Here is a 23,574-nt window from a genome sequence, read left to right on the forward strand (position 1 = left end):
GATTCCACTCGATTTCTATAGAAGTGACTAACATTCAATGACCTTAAAGATTCCTTCTCCGCCATGCACTTGAGTGTACATGTTCATTAATGATTCTGTCATTTTTTCAGCATTATCCGTTTCCAGAGAGGGGCGCAAATAAACAATTTGAACGGCATTGTTAGTCTGTTCGGTGACAGCTGTCCTTTCAGAGTCCACAAACGGACTGCCAAATGGCCCTTCCGCATCTTCACTGATTATTAAATTGGCAAGCGAATTGGGCCTTCCGTTTAAGCCGTTATATTCTTCGCCTTCTTTGCCTAACCTGATAGTCAGATGGCCTGAAAGCTTATCGGCATCATATACGCCGATCGGTATTTGGTATTCCAGGGAAAAGAAATTGTTAATATCGATGGAGCTGTTGACCGGCTGCAGATAATTTTGTTTTTTAATTCTTCTGTAAAGTGCTTCTGCAGAATGGCGGTAGCGGTTTGGATCCTTGCCTGCCGTTTTGAAGATCTGCCGCCATTCTTTGATCCCTTCAAATTCTGTAACACTCTTGTCCTCTAAGTCAAAATAAATAGATTCCTGAAATAATTGGAGTCTGCCCTTTACCATTTGAGGAGATTGTCCGACTTCGATATTTTTATATGTAATAAATCCGACTTTAAAATGGGGCAATAATTTGCACAGCTCTGGAGCTATCATAATTTCCAAGCTTTCCACCTCCAAAATTACTTTAAAATAGTTTATCATAATAAGCGGTGATTCAATAAATTAAAGACTTTCATATAAAGTGAAACTTCAATCAGTGGGGGTTTTCCTTATCCCCAACTGATTGTTAGTTGAACCAATCGGGCCTTTACGGGCAGTTTGACCCCCGCTTATCCTCCTTTGATTCCTCTGAGTCTTGAAGTGGGGGTCTTACTGCCCGTTAGACTGCGATAAATTAAATTCTCCGCGAAAGGAGGTCATACAATGGACTTTGCACAATTCAAGCAGGAAGTGATTGAATACAGCAAAACAATTGGCATTGATAAAATCGGTTTTACGACAGCGGGCACATTTGATGAAATGAAAAATAGGCTGATTCGCCAGCAGGAGCTTCAATATCAGTCAGGCTTTGAAGAGCCTGATATTGAGAAGAGGGTGAATCCCGGCCTGCTAATGGACAAGCCCCGGTCTATTATTTCCATTGCGGTTGCTTATCCTTCCAAAATGAAGGTAAGGGTTGTCAGCAAAAGAGGTGAAAGAAGGGGGATTTTCTGCCGGGCTTCATGGGGGAAGGATTATCATCATATCCTGAGGGAACGTCTTCAGAAGCTTGAGGAATTCATTCAGTCAAGAATTCCTGAGGCGATATGCAAATCCATGGTGGATACAGGTGAGCTGGTAGATCGGGCCGTTGCCCAGCGTGCCGGAATCGGCTGGAGCGGAAAAAACTGTTCCATCATCACACCGGAATTCGGATCGTATGTTTATCTTGGAGAAATGATAACAAATCTGCCTTTTGAGCCTGATAAGCCAATGGAAGACAAATGCGGAAGCTGCAATAAATGTGTTGAGGTCTGCCCGACAGGAGCTTTAATTCAGGGAGGTCAGCTTGATGCACAGAAATGCATTGCCTTTTTGACACAGACAAAGGGTTTTCTCGCAGAGCCGTATAGAGAAAAACTGGGGAACAGGCTTTATGGCTGCGACACCTGTCAAACTGTATGTCCTGAAAATAAAGGCAAGGATTTTCATCTGCATGATGAAATGGAGCCGGATCCGGAAGTGGCAAAGCCGCTTTTAAGGCCGCTTCTTTTTATCAGCAACCGTGAATTCAAAGAAAAATATGGCCCGGTCTCAGGTTCCTGGAGAGGGAAAAAGCCGATCCAGCGAAATGCCATCATCGCCCTGGCTCACTACAAAGATGAGACAGCGGCAGAAGACCTAATTAAAGTTATGAAAGAGGATCCGAGGCCGGTAATACGGGGAACGGCCGCATGGGCGCTCGGGAAAATAGGCGGGGAAAAATCACTCCCTGCACTAAAACAGGCATTGCAGCAGGAGAAAGACGGAGAAGTCATTGCTGAAATAGAAAAAGGTTTGAGTTTTTTTGAACAATGAGGGGGAGAAATCCCCCCTTTTTTTATAGCTTTTTTTCTGTATGACCGCAGAAACTGGTCAGCCCGGCTGATTTACTGCAGGATTGCGCGAAAAATTAAGCAAAGTCCTTTGCTTCCTCTCATATGTATTGAATAGGAGAGGAGTGAGGTGCGTGAGGGACCAGCTTCATGAGCTGTTAAAGAAAAGAGTGCAGCAGTGCGTTTCCCATTCAAGAAGTTCAATTCATACATGCCCTAAGATTGAGAAAAAGAAAGAATCTCTTTCCGGCCGCTCCGGTGAGATTGTGAAAGCACAGGCAACCGGAAATGTGATCAGGGTCGGCAAGGAGAAGGAAGATGTGACTCCGGTCGAATATAGAGTTCACTTCAAATATCTAATTAAACAAAAAGGCATATTTTATTTGGAAGAAGAGATTGAAGAGCGGATAGCCGACTTCTATAAAGGAGTATTTGTTGAAGACCGGGAGAAAAATCCTTTTAAAGATAGTAAAAAAGAAGAAGTATCTTCAGACCGGGTATTTGAAGAAGAAGAAAGGTATGAGTATGAATATGACCGCATGAAGGCTGTACAGTATGCAGAAAAATGGTGGAACACTTATAATCCGGCCTATAAGAAATTTGATGTGGATTGCACCAATTATATTTCCCAGTGCCTTCATGCAGGCGGCGGCCCAATGAGGGGATACCCCAACCGCGGTAAAGGCTGGTGGATGAGAAGCGGGAATTGGAGCTACAGCTGGACAGTAGCGAATTCAATGCGGTGGTATTTGCCCAGTTCAAATTCAGGGTTGAGGGCCGAGGAAGTCTCCAGTGCGGATCAGCTCTTAATAGGAGATGTTATTTGCTACGATTTTCAGGGAGACGGGCGCTTTGACCATACAACAATCGTGACGGGCAAAGATGCATCAGGAATGCCCCTCGTCAATGCCCACACCTATAACAGCCGAATGCGCTATTGGGCTTACGAAGATTCAACAGCTTATACACCAAATATTAAATATAAATTTTTGACAATTACCGATGATCAGTAATTTGTATGGTGATTTCAACGTGATATAATAACACATGCAGATTTAATTTAGAGGTGAAAAAAGTGGGATTGCATGTAGTATTATACCAGCCGGAAATTCCGGCCAACACAGGCAATATAGCCCGTACCTGCGCGGCTACTGATACGACATTGCATCTGATCCGGCCGCTCGGCTTTTCAACAGATGATAAAATGCTGAAGCGGGCTGGCCTGGATTACTGGCAATTTGTAAAAATTGTTTATCATGATTCATTGGATGATTTCTTTAAAAGCACTGAACAAGGTGAATACTTCTATTTAATGAAGGATGGCACCAAGCCATATTCCACTTTTGACTATAGCAAAGTCGAGAAGGATTATTATTTTATTTTCGGCAAGGAAACGACCGGTCTTCCCAATGATGTTATTGAAAGAAACAAAGAGCGCTTGTTAAAGGTACCAATCAACAATAATATCCGTTCGCTTAACTTATCCAACACAGCTGCCATTCTTGTCTATGAAGCACTGCGCCAGCAGGAATACTTACATTTATCATAGGAAAACACAGGGCCTGAAAGATTATCAGGCCTTTTTCTTTGGAGAAAACTTTCTTCTCTGGGTAAAATGAAAAAGTACATATGGAAAGGATGAGATGTGATGAATGAAGTTACCAACTTGCTGATGGACCATCGTTCCGTCCGGAATTTTGAGGACAGGCCTCTGTCTAAAGAGCAGATTGAAACAATTGTACTATCTGCTCAAGCTGCTTCCACTTCAAGTTTTGTTCAGGCCTATTCAATAATCGGAGTGACAGATAAAGAAAAGAAAGCGAAACTTGCTGAAATGGCAGGCAATCAGAATTATGTAGCTGAAAATGGCCATTTTTTCGTGTTTTGTGCTGATCTGCATCGTCATGAAGTCATCGGACAAATGGAAAATAAAAATGTAATCCCATCAATCGAAAGCACAGAGAAGTTTATGGTGGCTGTCATTGATGCTGCTTTGGCTGCGCAGAATGCTGCCATTGCTGCAGAATCGCTGGGACTTGGACTCTGCTATATTGGCGGAATAAGAAATAATCTGGAGGGAGTGGCTGAGCTATTAAAAACACCAGATCGTGTGATTCCTTTGTTTGGACTGGCTGTTGGCTACCCTTCCAAAAAGAACGACAAAAAACCTCGGCTCCCTTTTCAGCACATTTATCATGAAAATGAGTATAATCAGGATGAAACAGCATACCGCCAAGAGCTGGAAGTGTATAATAAAATCATTTCCGAGTATTATGATGAGCGTACAGGCGGCAAGCGGAAGGACACTTGGACCAGTCAAATTGCCGACATGCTCGAAAAGCAGACACGCATGTATATGAAGGATTTTGTTCAGAAAAACAAGATGGATTTAAGCTAGGAGAATATTGAAATAAGAAAAAAGCTGCTGAATAGATCAGCAGCTTATTTTTTGCTTACGCCTGGCTTGTCATCATAGCCGGCAGTGAAAATAGCAGCAAGGAAAGCAACCATTACACCGATAATAATAATTGTACCCATGTATATGTAATCCTCCTTTAGCGGTATCTCAATAGGCAAGCATGTAAATATAAGCTTATTATAGCCCAAAAATGAATAACTGTGAATGAAAAGTATGGAGTTTTTTTTACAGTAAGATTCCTGCAGCAAAGTATTCCTAATAATTAATCCCCGTAAAAAGTACAAACCAAACTCTTAATAGTTTACGCATGTTCGATTGCCGGTGCGCATAGAGTATATTAATCGTCTCTGATAATGCGACAGGGGGAGGTCCTTATGGATATTCTAAAAAAAATTGAGATGTACAGACACGAGGAAGAAAAGCTTAAATGGGAAGGGACTTTTGGAGAGTATTTAGAAATTGTCAAAGAGAAGCCATGGGTTGCCCAGTCAGCACATTCGCGGGTATATAATATGATTAAGGATGCCGGTGTCGAAGAAGTGAAAGGGCAAAAACGATACCAATTTTTCAGCAATCAGCTCTTTGGATTAGAAGAAGCATTGGAAAGGCTGGTAGAAGAGTATTTTCACCCTGCTGCCAAACGCCTTGATGTCCGTAAAAGGATCCTTTTATTAATGGGTCCTGTCAGCGGCGGTAAATCAACTTTAGTGACAATGCTAAAGAGAGGTTTGGAGCAATATTCCCACGCTGAAAGGGGCGCGGTCTATGCTATTAAGGGCTGCCCAATGCATGAAGATCCGCTTCATTTAATTCCGCATCACCTCCGCAAGGATTTTTATGATGAGTATGGAATAAGAATTGAAGGAAACCTATCGCCATTGAATAGTATGCGTCTCGAACAGGAGTATGGCGGCCGCATAGAAGATGTTTTAATTGAACGAATCATTTTCTCCGAAGACCGCAGGGTGGGGATTGGAACTTTCAGCCCTTCAGATCCGAAATCCCAGGATATTGCTGATCTGACTGGAAGCATTGACTTTTCAACTATTGCTGAATATGGTTCAGAATCCGATCCTCGTGCCTACCGTTTCGACGGGGAACTGAATAAAGCAAACCGCGGTATGATGGAATTCCAGGAAATGCTGAAGTGTGACGAGAAGTTTTTATGGCATTTATTATCCCTGACTCAGGAAGGCAACTTTAAAGCCGGACGCTTTGCCCTGATTTCGGCAGATGAGCTAATTGTCGCTCACACGAATGAAACAGAGTATCGTTCATTCATTTCCAATAAAAAGAATGAAGCTTTGCATTCCAGGATAATCGTTATGCCAATCCCATATAATTTAAAGGTTTCAGAGGAAGAGAAGATTTACGATAAAATGATCCGTGAAAGCGATGTTTCCAATGTGCACATTGCACCGCATACTTTAAGAGTGGCAGCGATGTTTACGATTTTAACCCGCATGAAGGATCCGAAAAAAGGCGATATTGATTTAGTTAAGAAAATGCGTTTGTATGATGGAGAGAGTGTTGAAGGCTATAATAGAGCAGATGTGGAAGAATTGAAAAAAGAGCATGCAGATGAGGGCATGAGCGGCATTGACCCGCGTTATGTCATCAACAGGATCTCTTCGACAATCATCCGCAAAAATATCACAAGCATCAATGCGCTGGATGTATTGCGATCGCTAAAAGAAGGATTGGATCAGCATCCATCCATTACTCCAGAGCTTAAGGAAAGATATCTGAACTTTATTTCTCTGGCCCGCAAAGAGTATGATGATATCGCTAAGAAAGAAGTCCAAAAGGCATTTGTTTACTCCTATGAAGAATCTGCGAAAACGCTTATGGAAAACTATCTTGATAATGTTGAAGCATACTGCAATAAAGCGAAACTGCGCGACCCATTAACCGGTGAGGAAATCAGTCCGGATGAAAAGCTGATGCGCTCAATCGAAGAGCAGATCGGCATCTCCGAAAATGCGAAGAAAGCATTCAGGGAGGAAATCCTCATCCGCATCTCCGCTTATGCCAGGAAAGGCAAGCGCTTTGATTATAATTCGCATGACCGTCTGCGCGAAGCCATTCAGAAGAAACTCTTTGCCGACCTGAAGGATGTCGTGAAAATCACAACATCTTCAAAAACGCCGGATGAGCAGCAGCTGAAGAAGGTGAATGAGGTAGTAGCACGTCTGATCGACGAACATGGATATAACTCCACATCAGCAAACGAACTGCTCCGCTATGTGGGAAGCTTGCTGAATCGATAAATGGAGGGCCTGGCAGTATTGCTGCCAGGCTTATTTTTTAGTATGTAATTAATAGATTTAATACATATAAAAAAAGAGGCTTCGAAAAGCCTCTTCATCTATTTTTGTCGATTTTTAATGCGGGTTCTTTCTTTTTTTTCTGGCATTCCGGACAGATTGGCTTATTTTCAAGGTAAACGGTCCGCTCAAATATCGATAATTCACCGCACCAGCTGCAGCAAAGGATTTCACTCATAAAATCCCCCCCTTTTGTATAATCCTATTTACACTTGGCCATAATTATGCCTGCAGAATCAGTATAAAAGTTTAGATTAGCCCGTTTAGGGGTATATATACAGCAGAGGTGATATTCATGAAAAAGAAAGAATTAGATAAGGATTATACACCGAGAAACAGCTCAATGGCAGAAAATATTGAGGAAATGGAAAACCTGGGCAAGCAGATGGAAAATCTCCGGACCAATAAAGAATTAAAAGAGGATTACGATAAATATCCGGATCCTATTCAGAATAAAAACAAAGACAAGAACCTTCGCTAACCGCGGAGGTTTATTTTGTATAAAAAATGGGCTTGTCCAAAAGATGCTTCGAATGTCTTATTGTCAAAATTATTTGTAAATTATTTTGCCTTCCCGCATATGATAGAGTAATAAACATTTCTTTGTATTGGTGCATGAATATCAAAATCACTGCCGGGAAATGAATCTATGAAATGAAGGCAGACTGCTGAAATGGGGATGTTTCATCTTTTTTGACACTCGCGATATTGTATGTTGGAAAGCTGTAATGTGTGAAATTTAATTTAAAAGGAGGGGTTAACATGACGAATGTCAATAACCATCAGTTTGTGATTTCCCAAGAAGATTGGTCCCTCCATCGCAAAGGCTATGATGACCAGCAGCGTCATCAGGATAAAGTCCAGGAAGCAATCCGCAACAATTTGCCTGATTTAATAACGGAAGAAAACATTGTAATGTCGAATGGGCGGGAAGTGGTAAAGATTCCGATTCGCTCATTGGATGAATACAAAATCCGTTATAACTATGATAAAAACAAACATGTCGGCCAAGGCGATGGAGATAGCCAGATTGGAGATGTAGTGGCCCGTGACGGATCCGGCAGCAAGAAAGGACCCGGAAAGGGGCAAGGAGCAGGCGACCAGGCAGGCGAGGATTATTTTGAAGCAGAAGTATCACTGATGGAAATTGAAGAAGCTTTATTTAAACAATTGGAATTACCTAATTTAAAGAGAAAAGAACAGGATGAAAATGTGATAGAGGATATTGAATTTAATGACATCAGAAAGACAGGGTTAATGGGCAATATTGATAAGAAAAGGACCATGATGTCGGCATTTAAGCGCAACGCAATGAAGGGAAAGGCAGCGTTCCACCCGATTTATAAGGAAGATTTGAAGTTTAAGACCTGGAACGAAATTGTAAAGCCTGATTCAAAGGCTGTCGTGCTTGCGATGATGGATACGAGCGGATCGATGGGGATATGGGAAAAGTATATGGCCAGAAGCTTTTTCTTCTGGATGACGCGGTTCCTGAGAACCAAATATGAGACAGTTGAAATTGAATTTATTGCCCACCATACAGAAGCAAAAGTGGTTTCAGAAGAGGACTTTTTTTCAAAAGGAGAAAGCGGTGGAACGATTTGTTCATCTGCCTACCGAAAAGCACTTGAGCTGATAGATGCCAAGTACGATCCGCGTAAATTTAATATTTACCCTTTCCACTTCTCAGACGGTGATAACCTGACCTCTGATAATGCCCGCTGTGTCAAGCTTGTGGAAGACCTGATGAAGGTGTCCAATATGTTTGGATACGGTGAGGTCAACCAGTACAACCGCCACTCGACCCTGATGTCCGCCTATAAAAATATCAAAAATGATGATTTCCGATATTTTATTCTTAAGCAAAAAGCAGATGTATTCCATGCAATGAAAAGCTTTTTCAAACAGGAAGAGGATAAGAAGAAATATGCCTAAAGAGAGGGAAACCTCTCTTTTTGTTTCAGCAAAAAGCCCCCATTTTCAGGGGGCTGCTGCTATTTAAGCCTGTCTTTTGTAAGCACTTCTTCCCGATTTACTTCACTGGTTTTCATCTCTGCTAAAGTATGTGAATGCTGAACACGACTGGGATTCTCGTTGACACAGCATGTATCAGCGGATTTATCTGCCAGTGTTTTGATATCCGATTCATGGACAACCTCCCGGGCTGAAGCACTCTCCATATATCCTTCAGAGTTTTCGGCAGTGATTCTCTGATTGTCCTGCATGGAGTTTGGATATTTCCCATAATAGTCAGCGATTAAGACATATTTTCCGTCAAAAACCATGCCTGCGTATCGATCCAGGTCATGTTCATCAAACCGTGTACCATCTTTTTTATCGGGATCAATCCCTGAACTTGTGGCCGGATCTTCCCCCATGAAAAGAGCTTTAACAGAATCAAGAAAACGCTGATTGCCCAGCTCCTGGGAACCGACTATTCGCAAGTTCACTCCGTAATTGTCTGCAAAGCTTTCAAGATTTGCTCCATCCTTTGAGACGATCACAAGATTTTCCTTCTGATACCCATTTGACCCTGCACCTTCAATGGCTTCTTTAAGCTCTTGCTGTGTATCGTATCCGCCTATTAATATATTCTTCTTCATATTTTTCACTCCCAGTGTATTATGATATTTTTTTATTTTCCCTGATTTGCAGGCGGAGAAACGTTCTTTTCCTTTTGAAGGCAGGATGCAATAATATATAGTCCGGAATCATTATTTGGCACAAGCCGTATAAATTAATAAAATGCAAAGAATACAGTATGATAAAGAGATAATAACTTAATTGAATTGCTGCTGGAGGTGGGCAGATATGGAGATTGAGAAACTGGCTAAAAGGTTAAGGAACAGAACCCCCATCATTTTGGGGAGTGAGCGATTTTCGAAGTTCGCTATTTTGCTTCCGCTGGTTGAAATCAATAATGAGGTACATGTCCTATTTGAAGTACGTTCACTAAAAATGAGAAGGCAGCCTGGGGAGGTATGTTTCCCCGGCGGAAGGATAGATCCGGAAGATAGGGATGAAGAACATACGGCCATCCGTGAAACCTCTGAGGAACTCGGTGTGGGCGAAGACAGCATCACAAATGTTTCCCCGCTGGATTACATGATTTCCTTCGGTCAAATTATTTACCCTTATGCAGGCATTATCCAAAACCCGGACAAGATTGTGCCGAACCCTGATGAAGTAGAAGAGGTTTTTACTGTGCCTCTGTCATTTCTGAAAAAAGTAAAACCGGAAACGTATCACGTGAATTTTAAGGTAGAGCCAGAAGAAAATTTTCCTTTTGATTTGATTGCCGGAGGTGAAAATTACAATTGGCAGACAAGGAGAGCGGAAGAGGTATTTTACTATTTCCAGGATAAGGTCATCTGGGGGCTGACTGCCAGAATTCTTAAGCATTTTCTTGAGATCATAACGGAAGATTTCAATGAAAGTGAAAGCGTCTGAAGAAAATAATTTTTCAAAAAAGGTTGACGTAGACCTGATAAATGTTTATGATTCATATAAATTGAATACTTAGAAACTTCTTATCAAGAGAGGCGGAGGGACTGACCCTATGAAGCCTCGGCAACCAGCATTCATGCACGGTGCCAAATTCAGAGGAATACATTTTCCGAAGATAAGAAGGCGGAATGAACGGAATATTAATTCAAACCCCTTCTTGTCTGTAATGGACGGAAGGGGTTTTTTGTTTTGATTGGAATACGCACTTTAAATCTGGCTATTTTCATAAGTTTTTTTGCTAATTTTATCTTATTTACTGAGTTGATTGTAGCGGAAGGTGCGAGATCCTCGAAAATGCTATCGCATTTTCTTCGTGCGATGTTTATCTGAGGAAGCATATTCAACGTCCTGCGGGAGTAGCGGGACAGGTGAGACCCCGCAGACGCAGAGCGTCGAGGAGGCTCACCGCCTGCCCCGCGGAAAGCGAGTGCCTGGAGCGGAAATCAACGGACATCTTTGATAGGCGAAAAACAACATTTTATATGAAAAGAGCCTTAAATTTTAACAAGGGGGAATAAATAATGTCAGCGATAACGATCGGGCTATTGGGGTTTGGAACTGTTGGAAAAGGAGTGTATGAAACAATCAGAAAGCATCAGGAAAGGCTTCAGGCGATACTCGGGAAAGAAGTGAAGGTTTCCGCTATCCTGGTCAAAAATGTGAATAAACATTCTTTGCCTGATGATGAGGTGCTTTTAACAGATGACTTTCAGGATATTATTGAGCTTCCAAAGCTTGATGTCGTAATTGATGCCATTGTTGGCAGGGAGCCGGGCTATACGTATCTGCGCCAGGCCATATTGAGAGGATGCCACGTCATTACAGCGAATAAAGAGATGTTTGCATTTCATGGAAGTGAGCTTGCGAGGCTGGCAAAAGAAAAGAATGTATCACTGGGATTTGAAGCAACAGTCGGCGGCGGAATCCCCATCATTCAGACCATCAGGCAGCTGCTAAATGCCAACAGGATCGAACGGATTGAAGGAATTTTAAATGGCACATCCAATTTCATTTTGACAAGTATGCGCGAGGAGAACTTATCATTTGAAGAAGCATTGAAAATCGCTCAGGAAAAAGGCTATGCAGAAGCCGATCCTAAAAACGATATCGAAGGATATGACGCCTTTTACAAAGCAGTTGTTCTGAGCGAGCTTGTATTCGGGAAAGCGCCGGAACAGGAATACTCTGTAAGAGAAGGCATTACTGATATTACGATTGAACAAATCCGTTTGGCTGATTCGCTGGGGCTGAAATTTAAACATATAGCATCAATTCAGAAGGAAAAAGATTCTGTCCGCTGTACAGTAAAGCCGGTCCTGACAGGAGAATCTCATCCTTTATACAGAGTAGAAGGCGTGCAGAATGCCGTTTCAATCGATGCGGATATTGTCGGAAATATCAGTTTGCAGGGACCTGGAGCAGGCATGTTCCCGACAGCGAGTGCGATTATTGAAGATCTGATTCATGTGGGCAAAGCCGATTTACCTTCAGTATTTGAGGAAGCTGGATCGGAAGAAACTGTTCCTGAACAGCCGCTCTGGGTAATATTGGGTGATGCTGAAGGATATGAATTCCCTGAGGGAGTTGAAATCGCCAGCAAAGTGTCAGAACAGGCCCTGATCGTTAAGGGAGCTGCAGAAGCTGTGTCATTATTAGACAAATCCGGTTTGAAGGCTTATCAAGTGCTTGGAGATTATGCAGTCACGGCAGGGAAGTATAAGCAGGTACAGCCGGTCTAAAAAACAGAAGGGGCAAGCCTTTGAGCTGCCCCTCCTGAAGTATGTTTAGAGATGGTGGATACTAAGCCTGCTGTTTATTAAATAATGGATTATTTAATCCGGAATACAGGTCTTTAACATGAACTGTTACTATCTTAGCGCCAATCTGGACATGGACCATATTATCAAAAACAGCTGTTACCAGGCCGTTTAATGAAACATTCGCACCAATATTTAGATCTTTGCCGGGAGATTTAACATTTTTCTTGTTTGCCATCGTAACACCATCCCATTCCAATTTATTGAAACTTATACATAGAATATTGCCTTTTTATAGTAAAATAAACGCTTTAATAAAAAAAGTCCAGTAAAATAGCTTGTTTTTTTATCGACAAATTGCAATGAAATTAGACACTTATCTAAAAACAGCTGATGGTACATCGAACTGCCTCCATAGGAAGAGGATGAAAAGAATGGACAGTCCCCATGCGGCAGCTGGCCGCTTGTGGTGCACCCAAAGGATGGTAAACATAACAGCATTGAAAAGAATCGACCATTTTAAACTCCAGCCATTATCGTACTTTATCAAATTTAATTTGATGTCAACAACCTCATTTACAGTATAGAGAAGGACCCAGCCTAAAATATAAAGCAGTTTCTTAATAAGTTTGCCGCCAGGAAATCTGTATAAATAGATCAAAATGGTTACCGGATACTTTACAGCCATTATGGAAAAACTGACATGGGTATTTGTAAGATTCACCTTCTCATCGACCCCCTGTGGATCATATGTCCACATCGGATAAAAATCTGAGAGCAGATATAAATATAAAAAATCCCCTAATATGTAAAAAAGGATGGTGGGATAATACATTTTCCAATTTCTCCAGTCACCCCACTTCCATAGAGCGAAAATCCACAAAAAAGCATAAAGAGCATTCATTCCATTCACCTCTTCAGAGAACGCACAGTTATTCCTATCCTATCCAATTTTTAAAAAAATAAAAAAACTAACAGGTTAAGGCAGATAAATAACCGGAAAACCCAATCAGAAGGGGGCTTTCCGGTCGTTTTTTTACATAGCTGTTATTTTCTGTTCCGTGATACATAAGGACTATCCGCCATCCAGAATCTCCAGGGATAATCCCGTGCTTCACCGGAATTATCAATGCCTATTCGTTTTCCCTGTTTGATTTCCCCGGGAGGGATTCCTTTAGCAATCATTAGAGGAGGGCTGGTAAAATGGCGGCCATAATCATCTATTGTTATATCAAGGGCTTTAGTTAATTTACCGGGACCATTAGTGAGGTTTTTAAGATCTTCCATCTTACGTCTTTTCTTCATTAACTCAAGTCCTTCGACAGGTTCAATCCCTCTGATCAATACAGCTTCCGGCTTTTCTTTTGGGCCGCTTACCACATTAACAAGGCAATGGGTATGCATCACATAAGTGTAGACAAAACCGGGTTCATTGAACATGATCTCGGTCCTTTTTGTTCTCCTGTTTCCAAAGCTGTGTGCTGCTCTGTCTTCCGGGCCCATATAAGCTTCTGTCTCAACAATATAGCCTGATGCCATTCCTTCTTCAGTTTCTTTGATCAATAAGCAGCCCAGAAGTGCTTCAGCCAGCTGAAGCGTCGGCTGCCGGTAAAAACTTTCTGGAAGAGGAGCATATTGTGTTATTTCCTTCATAGTCAATCTCTCCAATAGTATTTTATGAGGTCAGTCTTATGTTTTTACCCTGTGCTATTTTTTCATAACCATACCTGCAGTATAATAGCAAAAGGAATACAAGACAGGATGTGTGGATTAATGAATAAAAATATCGGTTTTATCGGATGCGGAAAAATGGCTCAGGCAATAATCGGGGGTATATTAAAATCTGATCTGGTGAATGCAAGGCAGATTATTGCTTCAGCGAAAACGGAGAAGACGCTTGTTGACGTTAAAAGCAGGTGGGATATACAAACACGCTTTTCTAATAGTGAGGCAGCTGAGGTAGCAGATATACTGTTTCTGGCTATTAAGCCTGATGCGCATGCTGCGGTTATTGAAGAAATTAAAGATAGCATTACTTCCCATACAATTATCATAACGATTGCGGCAGGCATAAGTCTTTCTTTTCTGGAAAAGTCATTTGGCAGAAAGATTAAATCAGTCCGTTCCATGCCTAATACCCCATCATTGGTAGGTGAAGGCATGTGTGTTCTTTCAGCTAATGAATCGCTATCTCCTGAGGAGATGGAAGATGTAATCAAAATATTTTCATGTATTGGCAGAGCAGCGGTTATGGAAGAAAAGATGATGGACGCAATTCCGGCTATCAGCGGTTCTTCGCCCGCTTATGCCTATATCTTCATTGAAGCATTGGCAGATGGAGGTGTAAAAGCCGGATTGCCCCGTGATCAGTCTTATGAGCTTGCAGCACAGGCTATTTTGGGGGCAGCCAGGATGGTGCTGGAAACAGGCAAGCATCCTGCGGAATTGAAGGATGAGGTCTGTACTCCAGGAGGTGCAACAATAGAAGCTGTTGCCGAACTGGAGAGAAAAGGGTTCCGTTCAGCGGTGATGAGTGCGATGGAACAATGCTTTGAAAAGACAAAGGCACTTTCCCGGAAAAATAATTAGACAAGAATTATCTATCTGGACCCGGCACTTTTTATACTGCAGGGTTTTTCAATGGTTTTAGGCACAAATAAAAAGAAAAACAAGAACATTCCACAGCTAAATGGAATATATAATAAGAAAATTTAAATTTTAATTCCGACTTGACTCATAGGAATACATGTATTATAGTAAGTCATTATGATAACATCTTTTGGGGAGGATTCAGTCCGATGAGTACAGGACTTTTAGTTTTAAATATTATCGTAATGCTGCTTCTTTTAGGCGCATTATTCTTTATGCAGAAAAAGCATATTTCATTCTCAAAGCGTGTGTTTACAGCGCTTGGTTTAGGGATCCTGTTTGGCTTCGCACTTCAGCTGATATATGGACCGGGTGCTGAGGTTATTGCCAAATCAGCAGACTGGTTTAATTTAGTTGGCGGAGGTTATGTGAAGTTCCTGCAAATGATCGTCATGCCGCTTGTCTTCATTTCGATTTTAGGTGCTTTTACTAAACTGAAATTAACAAATAATATTGGAAAAATAAGTGTCCTTATCCTTGGACTGCTTGTAGGTACCACTGCAGTTGCTGCTGCTGTCGGAATTGCAACAGCTGTCGGTTTTGACCTGGAGGCTGTCCAAATCAGCGGAGGGGATGCTGAGACTGCCCGCGGCCAACAGCTTGAAGAAACCTATCAGGGCATTGAAGGAAGAACGTTCCCGCAGCAAATGCTTGATTTGCTTCCGGCCAACCCATTCCTTGATTTTACAGGGGCAAGACCAACATCTACGATTTCAGTCGTTATCTTTGCAGCCTTTTTAGGGATTGCTTATCTTGGTGTGAGAAGGAAATCACCAGAGCAGGCTGAACTCTTTGCGAAAATTGTGGATGCATTCTATGCAATCATCATGCGAGTTGTTACATTAATTTTACGCTTGACACCATATGGAGTTTTGGCAATTATGACGAAAACAGTCGCCATGAGTGATTTTGACTCCATTTTGAATTTAGGAAAATTTGTTATTGCTTCTTATGTGGCACTAGCCATTATGTTCCTGATTCACCTGCTGCTTTTAACATTAAGCGGATTAAATCCAATCACATACTTGAAAAAAGCATTCCCGGTATTGACCTTTGCTTTTACGTCAAGAACAAGTGCGGGTGCATTGCCTTTGAATATTAAAACGCAAAAGTCACTCGGTGTTCCTGAGGGAATTGCCAACTTTGCAGGATCATTCGGCCTTTCTATTGGCCAAAATGGATGTGCGGGAATCTATCCGGCCATGCTTGCTGTAATGATTGCTCCGACTGTGGGCATTAACCCGCTGTCACCGGGATTTATCTTTACTCTCATTCTCATTGTAGCGATCAGCTCCTTTGGTGTGGCAGGGGTCGGCGGCGGTGCGACATTCGCAGCGATCCTGGTACTATCTGCCCTTGATCTGCCTATTGCACTGGCTGGTTTGCTGATCTCCATTGAGCCGCTAATCGACATGGGACGCACAGCCCTTAACGTCAGCGGATCTATGACTTCCGGTATCCTAACGAGCCGAATCACAGGTGAAATGGATGGAAATCTTTATAACGATATAAATGAAAAAATTGAAGCAGAAGCATAAGAAAAATCGACAGGTGTCAGGCACCTGTCGATTTTTTTCATTTGACCGTCTTTTTTATAACCGTTAAGGACGTCATGGCGCCTACGAATAGTATGGTTATAAACGAGTACAGGAATTTTTCAATACCGACTATCTTTAATCCGCTTAAAATAACCAATCCATCAATTGCGAATATTAAAGCGCCGATATTAATAGGAAGGAGCTTTGTCATCAGCTGTGCCAGCAGGTCTGTGCCCCCTGTGCTGGTTTCATAACGGAGCATAAGGCCGATCCCAAACCCCACCAGGCATCCCCCTAAAATGGAGCTGGGCAATATGGAAAGCTCAAAATTCCCCCGTATTTCCGAGAGCAAATCAATGATGAAGGATGAAATCAGAAGGCCATGCAGGCTATAGAAGAAGTATTTTTTCTCGTAAAACCAGGCAAGTACATATAATGGAATGCTCAGGACAATCATGCTCAATCCAGTGGGAAATTCGTAGTAATAATGAAGGATCAGCCCTATGCCAATAATGCCCCCGTCAAGTAAATGGTGGGGGACAAGGAAGCCGTTAATGCCAATGCCTAATAATAAACTTCCTATTAAAGTTACAAGCAGCTTTTCAAACATAAGCCTATCACCCTAACTTGTCCATTCTTTACTTCTAGAATATGAAGGTTCAGGGATGAAATAGAAGCGGTTCCATGCAAAAAAAAGCTTGTCCGGATTGGACAAGCTTTTGATCTTATTCAGCTGGCGCTTCCGGTTAGTGAGGCAGGAACGCAAGCTGGTAAAAGAATAATACTGCAAATAAATATACAAGGGGATGAACGTCTCTCCATTTCCCTTTTACCACTTTCATAAGCGGATAAGCGATAAATCCAAGTGCAATACCTGTAGCAATACTGGATGTCAGCGGCATGCTTAAGATAATCAGGAATGCAGGGAATGCTTCATCAAGTTCATTCCATTTAATATGAGAAATACTGCCCATCATCAGACTTCCAACGATAATCAGGGCAGGTGCAGTAATGGCAGCAAGACCTGATACCGCACTGACAAGAGGTCCGAAGAAAGCTGAAAGCAGGAACAAACCTGCAACAGTCAAGGTTGTTAATCCTGTTCTTCCGCCGACTGACACACCTGTTGAAGATTCAATATAGGCTGAAGTCGGACTTGTACCGAACATGGCACCGATAGAAGTAGCGATGGAATCCGACAAAAGCGCCTCACGTGCTCTGGGCATCGTTTTGCCTTTCATTAATCCGGCCTGCTGGGCAACACCAATCATCGTTCCAGTTGTATCAAAAATCGTTACAAGCAGGAAGGAGAATACAACGGCGTATAAACTGTGCTGGATAACATCTCCTATTGCTTCGAATGGATTTAAAATGATGATCCCATCCGGAAGCGAAGGCAATGAAACAAATCCCTGGTCAAAAGAAAGCTGTCCTGTAAAGAAGGCAATCAGGGCAGTGATAATCATGCCGAAAAATAAAGCCCCGTTAATCCCGAGCGTCATGAGAATTAATGTCACAGCAAGGCCGACAAGCGCAAGAATCGATTGAGGAGAATGCAAGTCTCCGAGTGCCACAAGATTTGTTGGGTGGCTTGTAATCAGCCCGGTTAAGCGCAACCCGATAAAGGCGATAAACAACCCGATTCCGGCAGTAATTCCGTGCTTTAAATTATCCGGTATTGCAATAATCAGCTTTTCCCGGAAAGGGGTAAGTGACAATATAATAAAGATAATACCAGCAATAAATACTGCTGAGAATGCAGTCATGTAATCTATATTTCCGTGGGTGCCGACAACAGAGTAAGCAAAATAGGCGTTCAGGCCCATTCCCGGTGCGATGGCAATTGGATAATTGGCGAACAGTGCCATCCATAGAGTACCTGCGACAGTTGCAATAATGGTTGCAGAAAAGACTTGCTCAAAAGGTACACCTGCATCAGATAAGATGACAGGGTTTACGACCACAATATAAACCATTGTTAAGAAAGTTGTGATGCCTGCCAAGACCTCAGTCTTTACATTTGTTTGATTTTCTTTTAATTTGAACATAAAAAGTCCCCCATAAACTATAACTTCTTTCAGGTTATATGTGTTATTGATAAATACGAACGTTTAGAAAGCACAAATTATATAATATTCGTTTTTAATGAAAATTTCAAGACCTTAATGTTATTATTCTATATATTGGCTGTTTCATCCTAATATATAGAAAAAAGCTACTCTAATGCAATTTTGCTTCCCCCTGAAATAAAAAAGTGTTGATTCTCAATAGAGGATGCTTATAAACTAAGGTCAAACGACAACGAAATGGGGTTGGCCTATGTTTGCAAATCTTAAAACCATGAATCTTAGTCAGCAGGCCGAATATTTAACAAAGGCCATTGTGCAGATGGAGAGCTATAACCATTCAGATGGAGAAGGGCATAAAGCTGAATTTCTAAAGGAAGTAATCTGTTCGTTTCCATCTTTTCAGAATAATGATCATTTAGTATGGACCCAGGAAATCCCCGGAGATGAATTGGGCCGCAAGAATGTGTTTGCCTTCCTCAAGGGGAGGGAGATGAGCAAAAAGACCATTATATATCTGGCCCATTTGGACACGGTCGGCATAGAGGATTTTGGTCCCATCCAGGGCATGGCCCATAATCCAGATAAACTTCAGGAGTTTTTTGAACAATACGACTCTGATCCGGAAGTGCAGGAAGATGCCCGGTCCAATGAGTGGCTTTTTGGGAGAGGGGCGTTGGATATGCAGAGCGGAATTGCTGTCCATCTGGCCAATCTCCTGTATTTCTCGGAAAATCCCGGTGAGCTGGAAGGCAATTTGCTGGTTATGTTCAACGCTGATGAGGAGGGTGAGCATAAAGGAAGCAGAGCAGCGCTTTCCGAATTGCTGAGACTGAAAGAAAAGATGGGCCTGGAATATATGGCTGCCATAAATAATGATTTTATCTCGCCATTGTATGACGGAGATACCACTAAGTATATCTACACGGGTACAGCAGGCAAGATTTTGCCGTGTTTCTCCATTTTCGGAAGGGAGACCCACGCTGGTGAAAGTCTTGCAGGAATTGATCCTACATTAATTGCTGCAGAGCTGACTGCGCGCATCAGCCAGAATTTTCAGCTGACTGAGAAGCTGGAAGGAGAACTGGTGCTTCCGCCAAGCTGTTTATATATGAGGGATGATAAAAAACGATATGACGTTCAGACGGCAGTGGGCTGCAGGGTTTATTTCAATTATTTTTTCTATGAGAAACCTCTGAAGCAGCTTTCGAAAGAACTGAAAATGATTGCAGAAGGTGCGGCCATAGCTGTTGAGCACCGCCTGGAAGGTGCCTATAAGGATTTTCGGACCGTCAATAAGCTGCCGGAAAGACAGCTGGACTGGGGAACAGAAGTGACGGCTTTAGATGAGTTTCTTGTCTATCTTGAAGAAAAGGGCATCGATACTGTGAGTGTTATGGAAGAAGCACGGAAAAAGAGCTCGCTTCATGAAACTGATGCCAGAATGATTGCTTTTGATATTGTAGAAGCTCTTCACCAATCAGACCCTGAGAAAAAACCCAGAGTGATTCTTTTTTATGGAACACCCTTTCTTCCTGCCAACACAATTGATGTGACTGCAGAAAGAGGCATCTTTTTAAAAAGTTGTCTGGAGGAAGTGCTTGCTGAAGAGGCTAAGAAAACAGGCGAAACATTCAAAGTCCGCAAATATTTCCCTTATTTATCAGATGGAAGCTTTTTATCTTTTGACGGCTCGGATGAGGACATACAATCTCTTAAAAAGAATTTCCCCGCATTGAACAGCCTGTTTCCGATTCCATTAAAGGCGATGAGGGATTTGAATATATCTGTAATTAACCTTGGTGTTTATGGCAAAGCTGGCCACAAGTGGACTGAGCGGGTCTATAAACCGTATACATTTGACATTTTGCCTGAGGTTATCCGAAAGCTTACAAAAAGAATACTTGAAAAGCAGGTAAATTAAATCTCTCGCCTTTCGAGGCAGAAGTAACTTTATCTGAAAAAAAGCGTCTAATGTAAGGAGAGAATTTGGGGCGGTGACAGAATGATAAAGGCTGTAATTTTTGATTTTGATGGAACCATTGTAGACACAGAATCTTTGTGGTATAAGGTCTTTAAGCATATTCTGTTTGAAGATTACGGATTTGATCTTAGGCTGGAGGATTTTGCGAAGGGCATTGGCACCACAGATGATATTCTTTTTAATTACATTGATGATAAATTAGGTATTAAAGTTAATCGTAAATCTATACAGGAAAAAACAGAAAGAGCATTCCAGAGCCAAAGAGATATTTTAATTCTGAGAGAAGGGGTTCAGGAACTGATAGGAAAATGCATTGAAAAAGGCCTAATGCTTGGAGTTGCATCCAGCTCAGGAAGAGAGTGGGTTAAGCATTATTTAAAACACTTTGGAATCGAGTCTCTATTTCAAACGGTTAAAACAAAAGAAGATGTTGAAAAGGTAAAACCTGATCCTGCTCTTTACATAAAGGCACTTGAAGAAATGGGCGTTGAACCGGAAGAAAGTTTGGCCATCGAAGATTCTGTAAATGGGTCAATTGCTGCTGTTCAGGCAGGAATGCACTGTGTGGCCGTTCCTAATGATGTGACCCATTTTCTTTCCTTTCATGAGAAGGTTAATCGGTACAAGGCTTTTTCTGAAATACCCATTGATGAACTGATAATAGGGCAAAGCAGCAGATAAAAAAAGGAGCAGGCTAAGCCCGCTCCTTTTAAATTTAAAAAATCGCATTCAAGATGAGGTAAACAATACCCGCTAATGTTGCTGATATCGGCAATGTGATTACCCATGTAATAAGCATTCTCTGTGCGGTTCCCCATTTTACTCCTTTAAGCCTGTGGGCAGAACCTACACCCAGGATAGAAGAGGAAATAACATGTGTGGTACTGACTGGCAAATGAATATATGTAGCGCCGAAGATGATCATTGCACCTGTTAAGTCAGCAGCCACTCCATTAATCGGGCGGATCTTCATAATTTTTCCTCCGACTGTCTTAATGATTTTCCAGCCGCCGATGGAAGTCCCGAGACCCATTGCTAATGCACAGGAAAACTGTACCCAAAATGGTATATCAGTTGAAGTGACATAGTTGTTTGCTATAAGTGCCATTGTAATAATACCCATGGCTTTCTGTGCGTCATTTGTTCCATGTGTATAAGATTGCAGGGCTGCTGTGAAAATCTGAAACAGCCTGAAGTTCCGATTTGTTTTAGTCAGGTTATTATTTTTGAAAACAATCTTAAAGATGCTGTAAACAATAAAACCGGCTGCAAATGCAATTAACGGCGAAAAGATAAGTGCTTGAAGGATTTTTAAAAACCCCTGATAGTTTAAAGCTGAAAATCCTGCTGCGGCAATCGCAGCACCGGCAATTGATCCTATGATTGCATGGGAAGAGCTGCTTGGGATGCCATAATACCAAGTCAGCAGATTCCAGAATATCGCAGCAACTAAAGCAGCCAGAATGACAAGAGAACCATTCTGCAAAGTGAAAGGGTCCACTATATCCTTTGTTATGGTTTTGGCAACCCCAGTAAATGTCATGGCACCAACAAAGTTCATGACGGCAGCCAATAGGATGGCATGCCTTGGTTTAAGAGCCTTCGTGGAGACAGAGGTAGCTATTGCGTTTGCCGTATCATGAAATCCATTGATAAAATCAAATGCCAGAGCTCCAATGACAATTAAGATTGTAATAATAAATACTGCATCCATTGTGATCGCCCCTTAAGCATTTTTCATGATGATGGTTTCAAGCGTGTTGGCGACATTCTGGCAGCTGTCAGCAATATCTTCCAGAGTTTCATAAATTTCTTTATACTGAATGATGCGGATAGGATCTTTTTCGGTGGCAAAAAGATGCTTGATTGACTGACGGCGGACTCCATCACATTTGGATTCGTAATCTTTGATTTTGATTGCATGATCTCTTATTTGCAGTAATTTCTTAGTTGAAAGAAGTTCAACAGATTTTTCAATTTCAATTGCACAGTTCTTAATTGCATCCACGAACTTCAGCATAAATTCATCAGCCTGTGTCATGGAATACATTTCAAATAAATCAGCACATTCCTCAAATCCATCCAGCACATCATCCATGCTCATGGCGAGGTGAAGAATATCTTCTCTTTCAATCGGCGTAATAAAAGCGTTATTTAACTCCTTAATGACTTCATGTACATAGGAATCGCCTTTTGTTTCATAGTCCTTCATCGTTTTTGAAAAGGTTTTTAAATCACTGACATTGTTGATCTTATAGTCGGCAAAATAAATTGCACTATCCTTTAGATTCATGGAAATATTGCTTAACAGCGTGTTAAACTTGTCCTTTTTCTTAAAAACCATTTTTTTACCCCCAATATTTTAGGAAAACTTCAATCAAACGTAATTATTTTATACGAAATCGACAAAATATGATAGTTTTTTTTATTACAGTAATATTCCCTAGTTTAATAAGAATAAACGAAGTGACTATTTTCAGCTGAAAAAAAACACCGCCAAATTCGGCGGTGTCTTAATTATTGGGAAATGACAATCTACCCTTTTAGCCTTCCAATAAAATCATGCAAGTTTTCAAGTGAAATCAAATTTTCATTGCATTTCCGGCTGTCCTGGCAAATGTAATTCCCTTTTTTGGTATAGGTGCCTAACTGAGAACCCTTAATTTCAGTTAAGAACATGCCTGTTTCTTCCAGTTTGTTGCAGATGGCACAGATTCCTTTTTTGCCAAGCGGTTTAAATGTTCCATATATGCCAGTCAGCTTGCCATCCAGGAGGCTGATCATATATTTCCTGTTTGTACCTTTGTCGTCCCATCCCAAGTAACTTATTTCCCTGAAATCGATATTTTCAGGTGCTGGCATTTTTAGTTTTTTTGCCTTGGGAAACAGTTTTTTGATCGATTGTTCAGTTATAGACGGAAAGGGTATTACATATTCCTTAATATGCGCTAGGAAGGCATCAGCCTGATCTCTTTCTTTTATATCACTGACTGGGGAAAGAAGCTGGTTTTGTTCCTCACTCAGCTCTGCAAAAAGGCCCATTACCTTTTCTGCTGAAAGAGACTTCAGTGCATTCAGCACCCCTGTATCATTGACAGATGCATGGCCATTAATCAGCACTTGGGTCTGATATTTAATAAAATTATATTGATCATTCCTGATAAAAGGTTCCATTATACACACTCCTATACCTTCAGCACCTCTGTATATCAACTTCAC

The 23,574-nt window shown here is 41.6% G+C and carries 24 protein-coding genes and 1 riboswitch; of the genes, 13 read left to right on the top strand and 11 right to left on the bottom strand.

All coding sequences use genetic code 11. The features are described 5' to 3' along the window. Positions 1 to 27 precede the first annotated feature (27 nt). Positions 28 to 696, bottom strand: a complete 669-nt coding sequence (locus tag NAF01_RS06035; RefSeq protein ID WP_197245297.1) for a B3/B4 domain-containing protein — start codon at positions 694 to 696, stop codon at positions 28 to 30. 261 nt (positions 697 to 957) lie between these two features. On the opposite strand from NAF01_RS06035, the gene queG reads away from it, so the two are divergent. From queG to NAF01_RS06060, 5 genes are all read left to right on the top strand, one after another. Beyond that, positions 958 to 2,091 carry a tRNA epoxyqueuosine(34) reductase QueG gene (gene queG, locus NAF01_RS06040; RefSeq protein ID WP_163144215.1) on the top strand — a complete coding sequence of 378 codons (1,134 nt, stop codon included), beginning with the start codon at positions 958 to 960 and terminating at the stop codon, positions 2,089 to 2,091. A 151-nt stretch (positions 2,092 to 2,242) separates the two neighbouring features. Further along, entirely contained in the window at positions 2,243 to 3,121 is an 879-nt protein-coding gene (locus tag NAF01_RS06045; RefSeq protein ID WP_048011721.1) for an amidase domain-containing protein, read from the top strand. 62 nt (positions 3,122 to 3,183) lie between these two features. Beyond that, entirely contained in the window at positions 3,184 to 3,657 is a 474-nt protein-coding gene (gene trmL / locus NAF01_RS06050) for a tRNA (uridine(34)/cytosine(34)/5-carboxymethylaminomethyluridine(34)-2'-O)-methyltransferase TrmL (RefSeq protein ID WP_197245299.1), read from the top strand. 99 nt (positions 3,658 to 3,756) lie between these two features. Beyond that, the gene (gene nfsA, locus NAF01_RS06055) at positions 3,757 to 4,506 is read left to right on the top strand and encodes an oxygen-insensitive NADPH nitroreductase (protein WP_226619782.1); all 750 of its coding nucleotides are present in this window, start codon (positions 3,757 to 3,759) and stop codon (positions 4,504 to 4,506) included. A 395-nt stretch (positions 4,507 to 4,901) separates the two neighbouring features. After that, positions 4,902 to 6,797: a PrkA family serine protein kinase gene (locus NAF01_RS06060; RefSeq protein ID WP_048011724.1), complete on the top strand. Its 1,896-nt coding sequence runs from the start codon at positions 4,902 to 4,904 to the stop codon at positions 6,795 to 6,797. 94 nt (positions 6,798 to 6,891) lie between these two features. On the opposite strand, the gene NAF01_RS06065 is transcribed toward NAF01_RS06060, so the two are convergent. Further along, positions 6,892 to 7,032 carry a hypothetical protein gene (locus NAF01_RS06065; protein ID WP_197214524.1) on the bottom strand — a complete coding sequence of 47 codons (141 nt, stop codon included), beginning with the start codon at positions 7,030 to 7,032 and terminating at the stop codon, positions 6,892 to 6,894. A 117-nt stretch (positions 7,033 to 7,149) separates the two neighbouring features. On the opposite strand from NAF01_RS06065, the gene NAF01_RS06070 reads away from it, so the two are divergent. Both NAF01_RS06070 and yhbH read left to right on the top strand, forming a co-directional pair. After that, on the top strand, positions 7,150 to 7,335 hold the full coding sequence (locus tag NAF01_RS06070) for a hypothetical protein (protein ID WP_035326683.1): 186 nt from the start codon (positions 7,150 to 7,152) through the stop codon (positions 7,333 to 7,335). Between the two features lie 281 nt (positions 7,336 to 7,616). Further along, positions 7,617 to 8,789, top strand: coding sequence for a sporulation protein YhbH (gene yhbH / locus NAF01_RS06075; protein WP_048011725.1), 1,173 nt, complete (start codon positions 7,617 to 7,619; stop codon positions 8,787 to 8,789). A gap of 59 nt (positions 8,790 to 8,848) precedes the next feature. Here the strand turns inward: yhbH and NAF01_RS06080 are convergent, their stop codons facing one another. Then, entirely contained in the window at positions 8,849 to 9,457 is a 609-nt protein-coding gene (locus tag NAF01_RS06080) for a general stress protein (protein ID WP_226619783.1), read from the bottom strand. A 208-nt stretch (positions 9,458 to 9,665) separates the two neighbouring features. Between NAF01_RS06080 and NAF01_RS06085 the strand changes: the two genes are divergently transcribed. Together NAF01_RS06085 and NAF01_RS06090 are read left to right on the top strand one after the other, a co-directional pair. Beyond that, the gene (locus NAF01_RS06085; RefSeq protein WP_048011727.1) at positions 9,666 to 10,304 is read left to right on the top strand and encodes an NUDIX hydrolase; all 639 of its coding nucleotides are present in this window, start codon (positions 9,666 to 9,668) and stop codon (positions 10,302 to 10,304) included. Positions 10,305 to 10,381: 77 nt separating this feature from the next. After that, positions 10,382 to 10,483, top strand: a riboswitch (SAM riboswitch). 399 nt (positions 10,484 to 10,882) lie between these two features. Beyond that, complete coding sequence (locus NAF01_RS06090) at positions 10,883 to 12,100, top strand: homoserine dehydrogenase (protein WP_226619784.1); 1,218 nt, start codon at positions 10,883 to 10,885, stop codon at positions 12,098 to 12,100. A gap of 61 nt (positions 12,101 to 12,161) precedes the next feature. Here NAF01_RS06090 and NAF01_RS06095 read toward each other — a convergent pair whose 3' ends face one another. The 3 genes from NAF01_RS06095 to NAF01_RS06105 all read right to left on the bottom strand — a co-directional run bounded on the left by NAF01_RS06095 (position 12,162) and on the right by NAF01_RS06105 (position 13,771). Further along, entirely contained in the window at positions 12,162 to 12,356 is a 195-nt protein-coding gene (locus NAF01_RS06095) for a hypothetical protein (protein WP_035326689.1), read from the bottom strand. A 138-nt stretch (positions 12,357 to 12,494) separates the two neighbouring features. After that, positions 12,495 to 13,022, bottom strand: coding sequence for a CBO0543 family protein (locus tag NAF01_RS06100; protein ID WP_048011730.1), 528 nt, complete (start codon positions 13,020 to 13,022; stop codon positions 12,495 to 12,497). A 143-nt stretch (positions 13,023 to 13,165) separates the two neighbouring features. Beyond that, the gene (locus tag NAF01_RS06105; protein ID WP_197245307.1) at positions 13,166 to 13,771 is read right to left on the bottom strand and encodes a DNA-3-methyladenine glycosylase; all 606 of its coding nucleotides are present in this window, start codon (positions 13,769 to 13,771) and stop codon (positions 13,166 to 13,168) included. Between the two features lie 120 nt (positions 13,772 to 13,891). Between NAF01_RS06105 and proC the strand changes: the two genes are divergently transcribed. After that, a complete protein-coding gene (proC, locus tag NAF01_RS06110) occupies positions 13,892 to 14,707 on the top strand; it encodes a pyrroline-5-carboxylate reductase (protein ID WP_226619785.1) in 816 nt (271 codons plus the stop codon). 209 nt (positions 14,708 to 14,916) lie between these two features. Beyond that, the gene (locus NAF01_RS06115) at positions 14,917 to 16,305 is read left to right on the top strand and encodes an L-cystine transporter (RefSeq protein ID WP_222500992.1); all 1,389 of its coding nucleotides are present in this window, start codon (positions 14,917 to 14,919) and stop codon (positions 16,303 to 16,305) included. 37 nt (positions 16,306 to 16,342) lie between these two features. Here NAF01_RS06115 and NAF01_RS06120 read toward each other — a convergent pair whose 3' ends face one another. Together NAF01_RS06120 and NAF01_RS06125 are read right to left on the bottom strand one after the other, a co-directional pair. Continuing rightward, complete coding sequence (locus NAF01_RS06120; protein WP_197207812.1) at positions 16,343 to 16,915, bottom strand: YitT family protein; 573 nt, start codon at positions 16,913 to 16,915, stop codon at positions 16,343 to 16,345. 136 nt (positions 16,916 to 17,051) lie between these two features. Continuing rightward, a complete protein-coding gene (locus NAF01_RS06125) occupies positions 17,052 to 18,353 on the bottom strand; it encodes an NCS2 family permease (protein ID WP_048011735.1) in 1,302 nt (433 codons plus the stop codon). Positions 18,354 to 18,624: 271 nt separating this feature from the next. Here NAF01_RS06125 and NAF01_RS06130 point away from each other — a divergent pair, with 271 nt between their 5' ends. Beyond that, entirely contained in the window at positions 18,625 to 20,295 is a 1,671-nt protein-coding gene (locus NAF01_RS06130; protein WP_250801957.1) for a M20 family metallopeptidase, read from the top strand. Between the two features lie 81 nt (positions 20,296 to 20,376). Continuing rightward, positions 20,377 to 21,036, top strand: a complete 660-nt coding sequence (locus tag NAF01_RS06135; protein WP_197245315.1) for an HAD family hydrolase — start codon at positions 20,377 to 20,379, stop codon at positions 21,034 to 21,036. 34 nt (positions 21,037 to 21,070) lie between these two features. On the opposite strand, the gene NAF01_RS06140 is transcribed toward NAF01_RS06135, so the two are convergent. From NAF01_RS06140 to NAF01_RS06150, 3 genes are all read right to left on the bottom strand, one after another. Then, the gene (locus tag NAF01_RS06140) at positions 21,071 to 22,069 is read right to left on the bottom strand and encodes an inorganic phosphate transporter (RefSeq protein ID WP_197207808.1); all 999 of its coding nucleotides are present in this window, start codon (positions 22,067 to 22,069) and stop codon (positions 21,071 to 21,073) included. 12 nt (positions 22,070 to 22,081) lie between these two features. Next, positions 22,082 to 22,699: a DUF47 domain-containing protein gene (locus NAF01_RS06145; RefSeq protein ID WP_048011739.1), complete on the bottom strand. Its 618-nt coding sequence runs from the start codon at positions 22,697 to 22,699 to the stop codon at positions 22,082 to 22,084. A 191-nt stretch (positions 22,700 to 22,890) separates the two neighbouring features. Beyond that, a complete protein-coding gene (locus NAF01_RS06150; protein WP_197214535.1) occupies positions 22,891 to 23,529 on the bottom strand; it encodes a FusB/FusC family EF-G-binding protein in 639 nt (212 codons plus the stop codon). Positions 23,530 to 23,574: the final 45 nt, after the last annotated feature.

The sequence above is a fragment of the Cytobacillus firmus genome, from assembly GCF_023657595.1.
GTDB lineage: Bacteria > Bacillota > Bacilli > Bacillales > Cytobacillaceae > Cytobacillus > Cytobacillus firmus_B.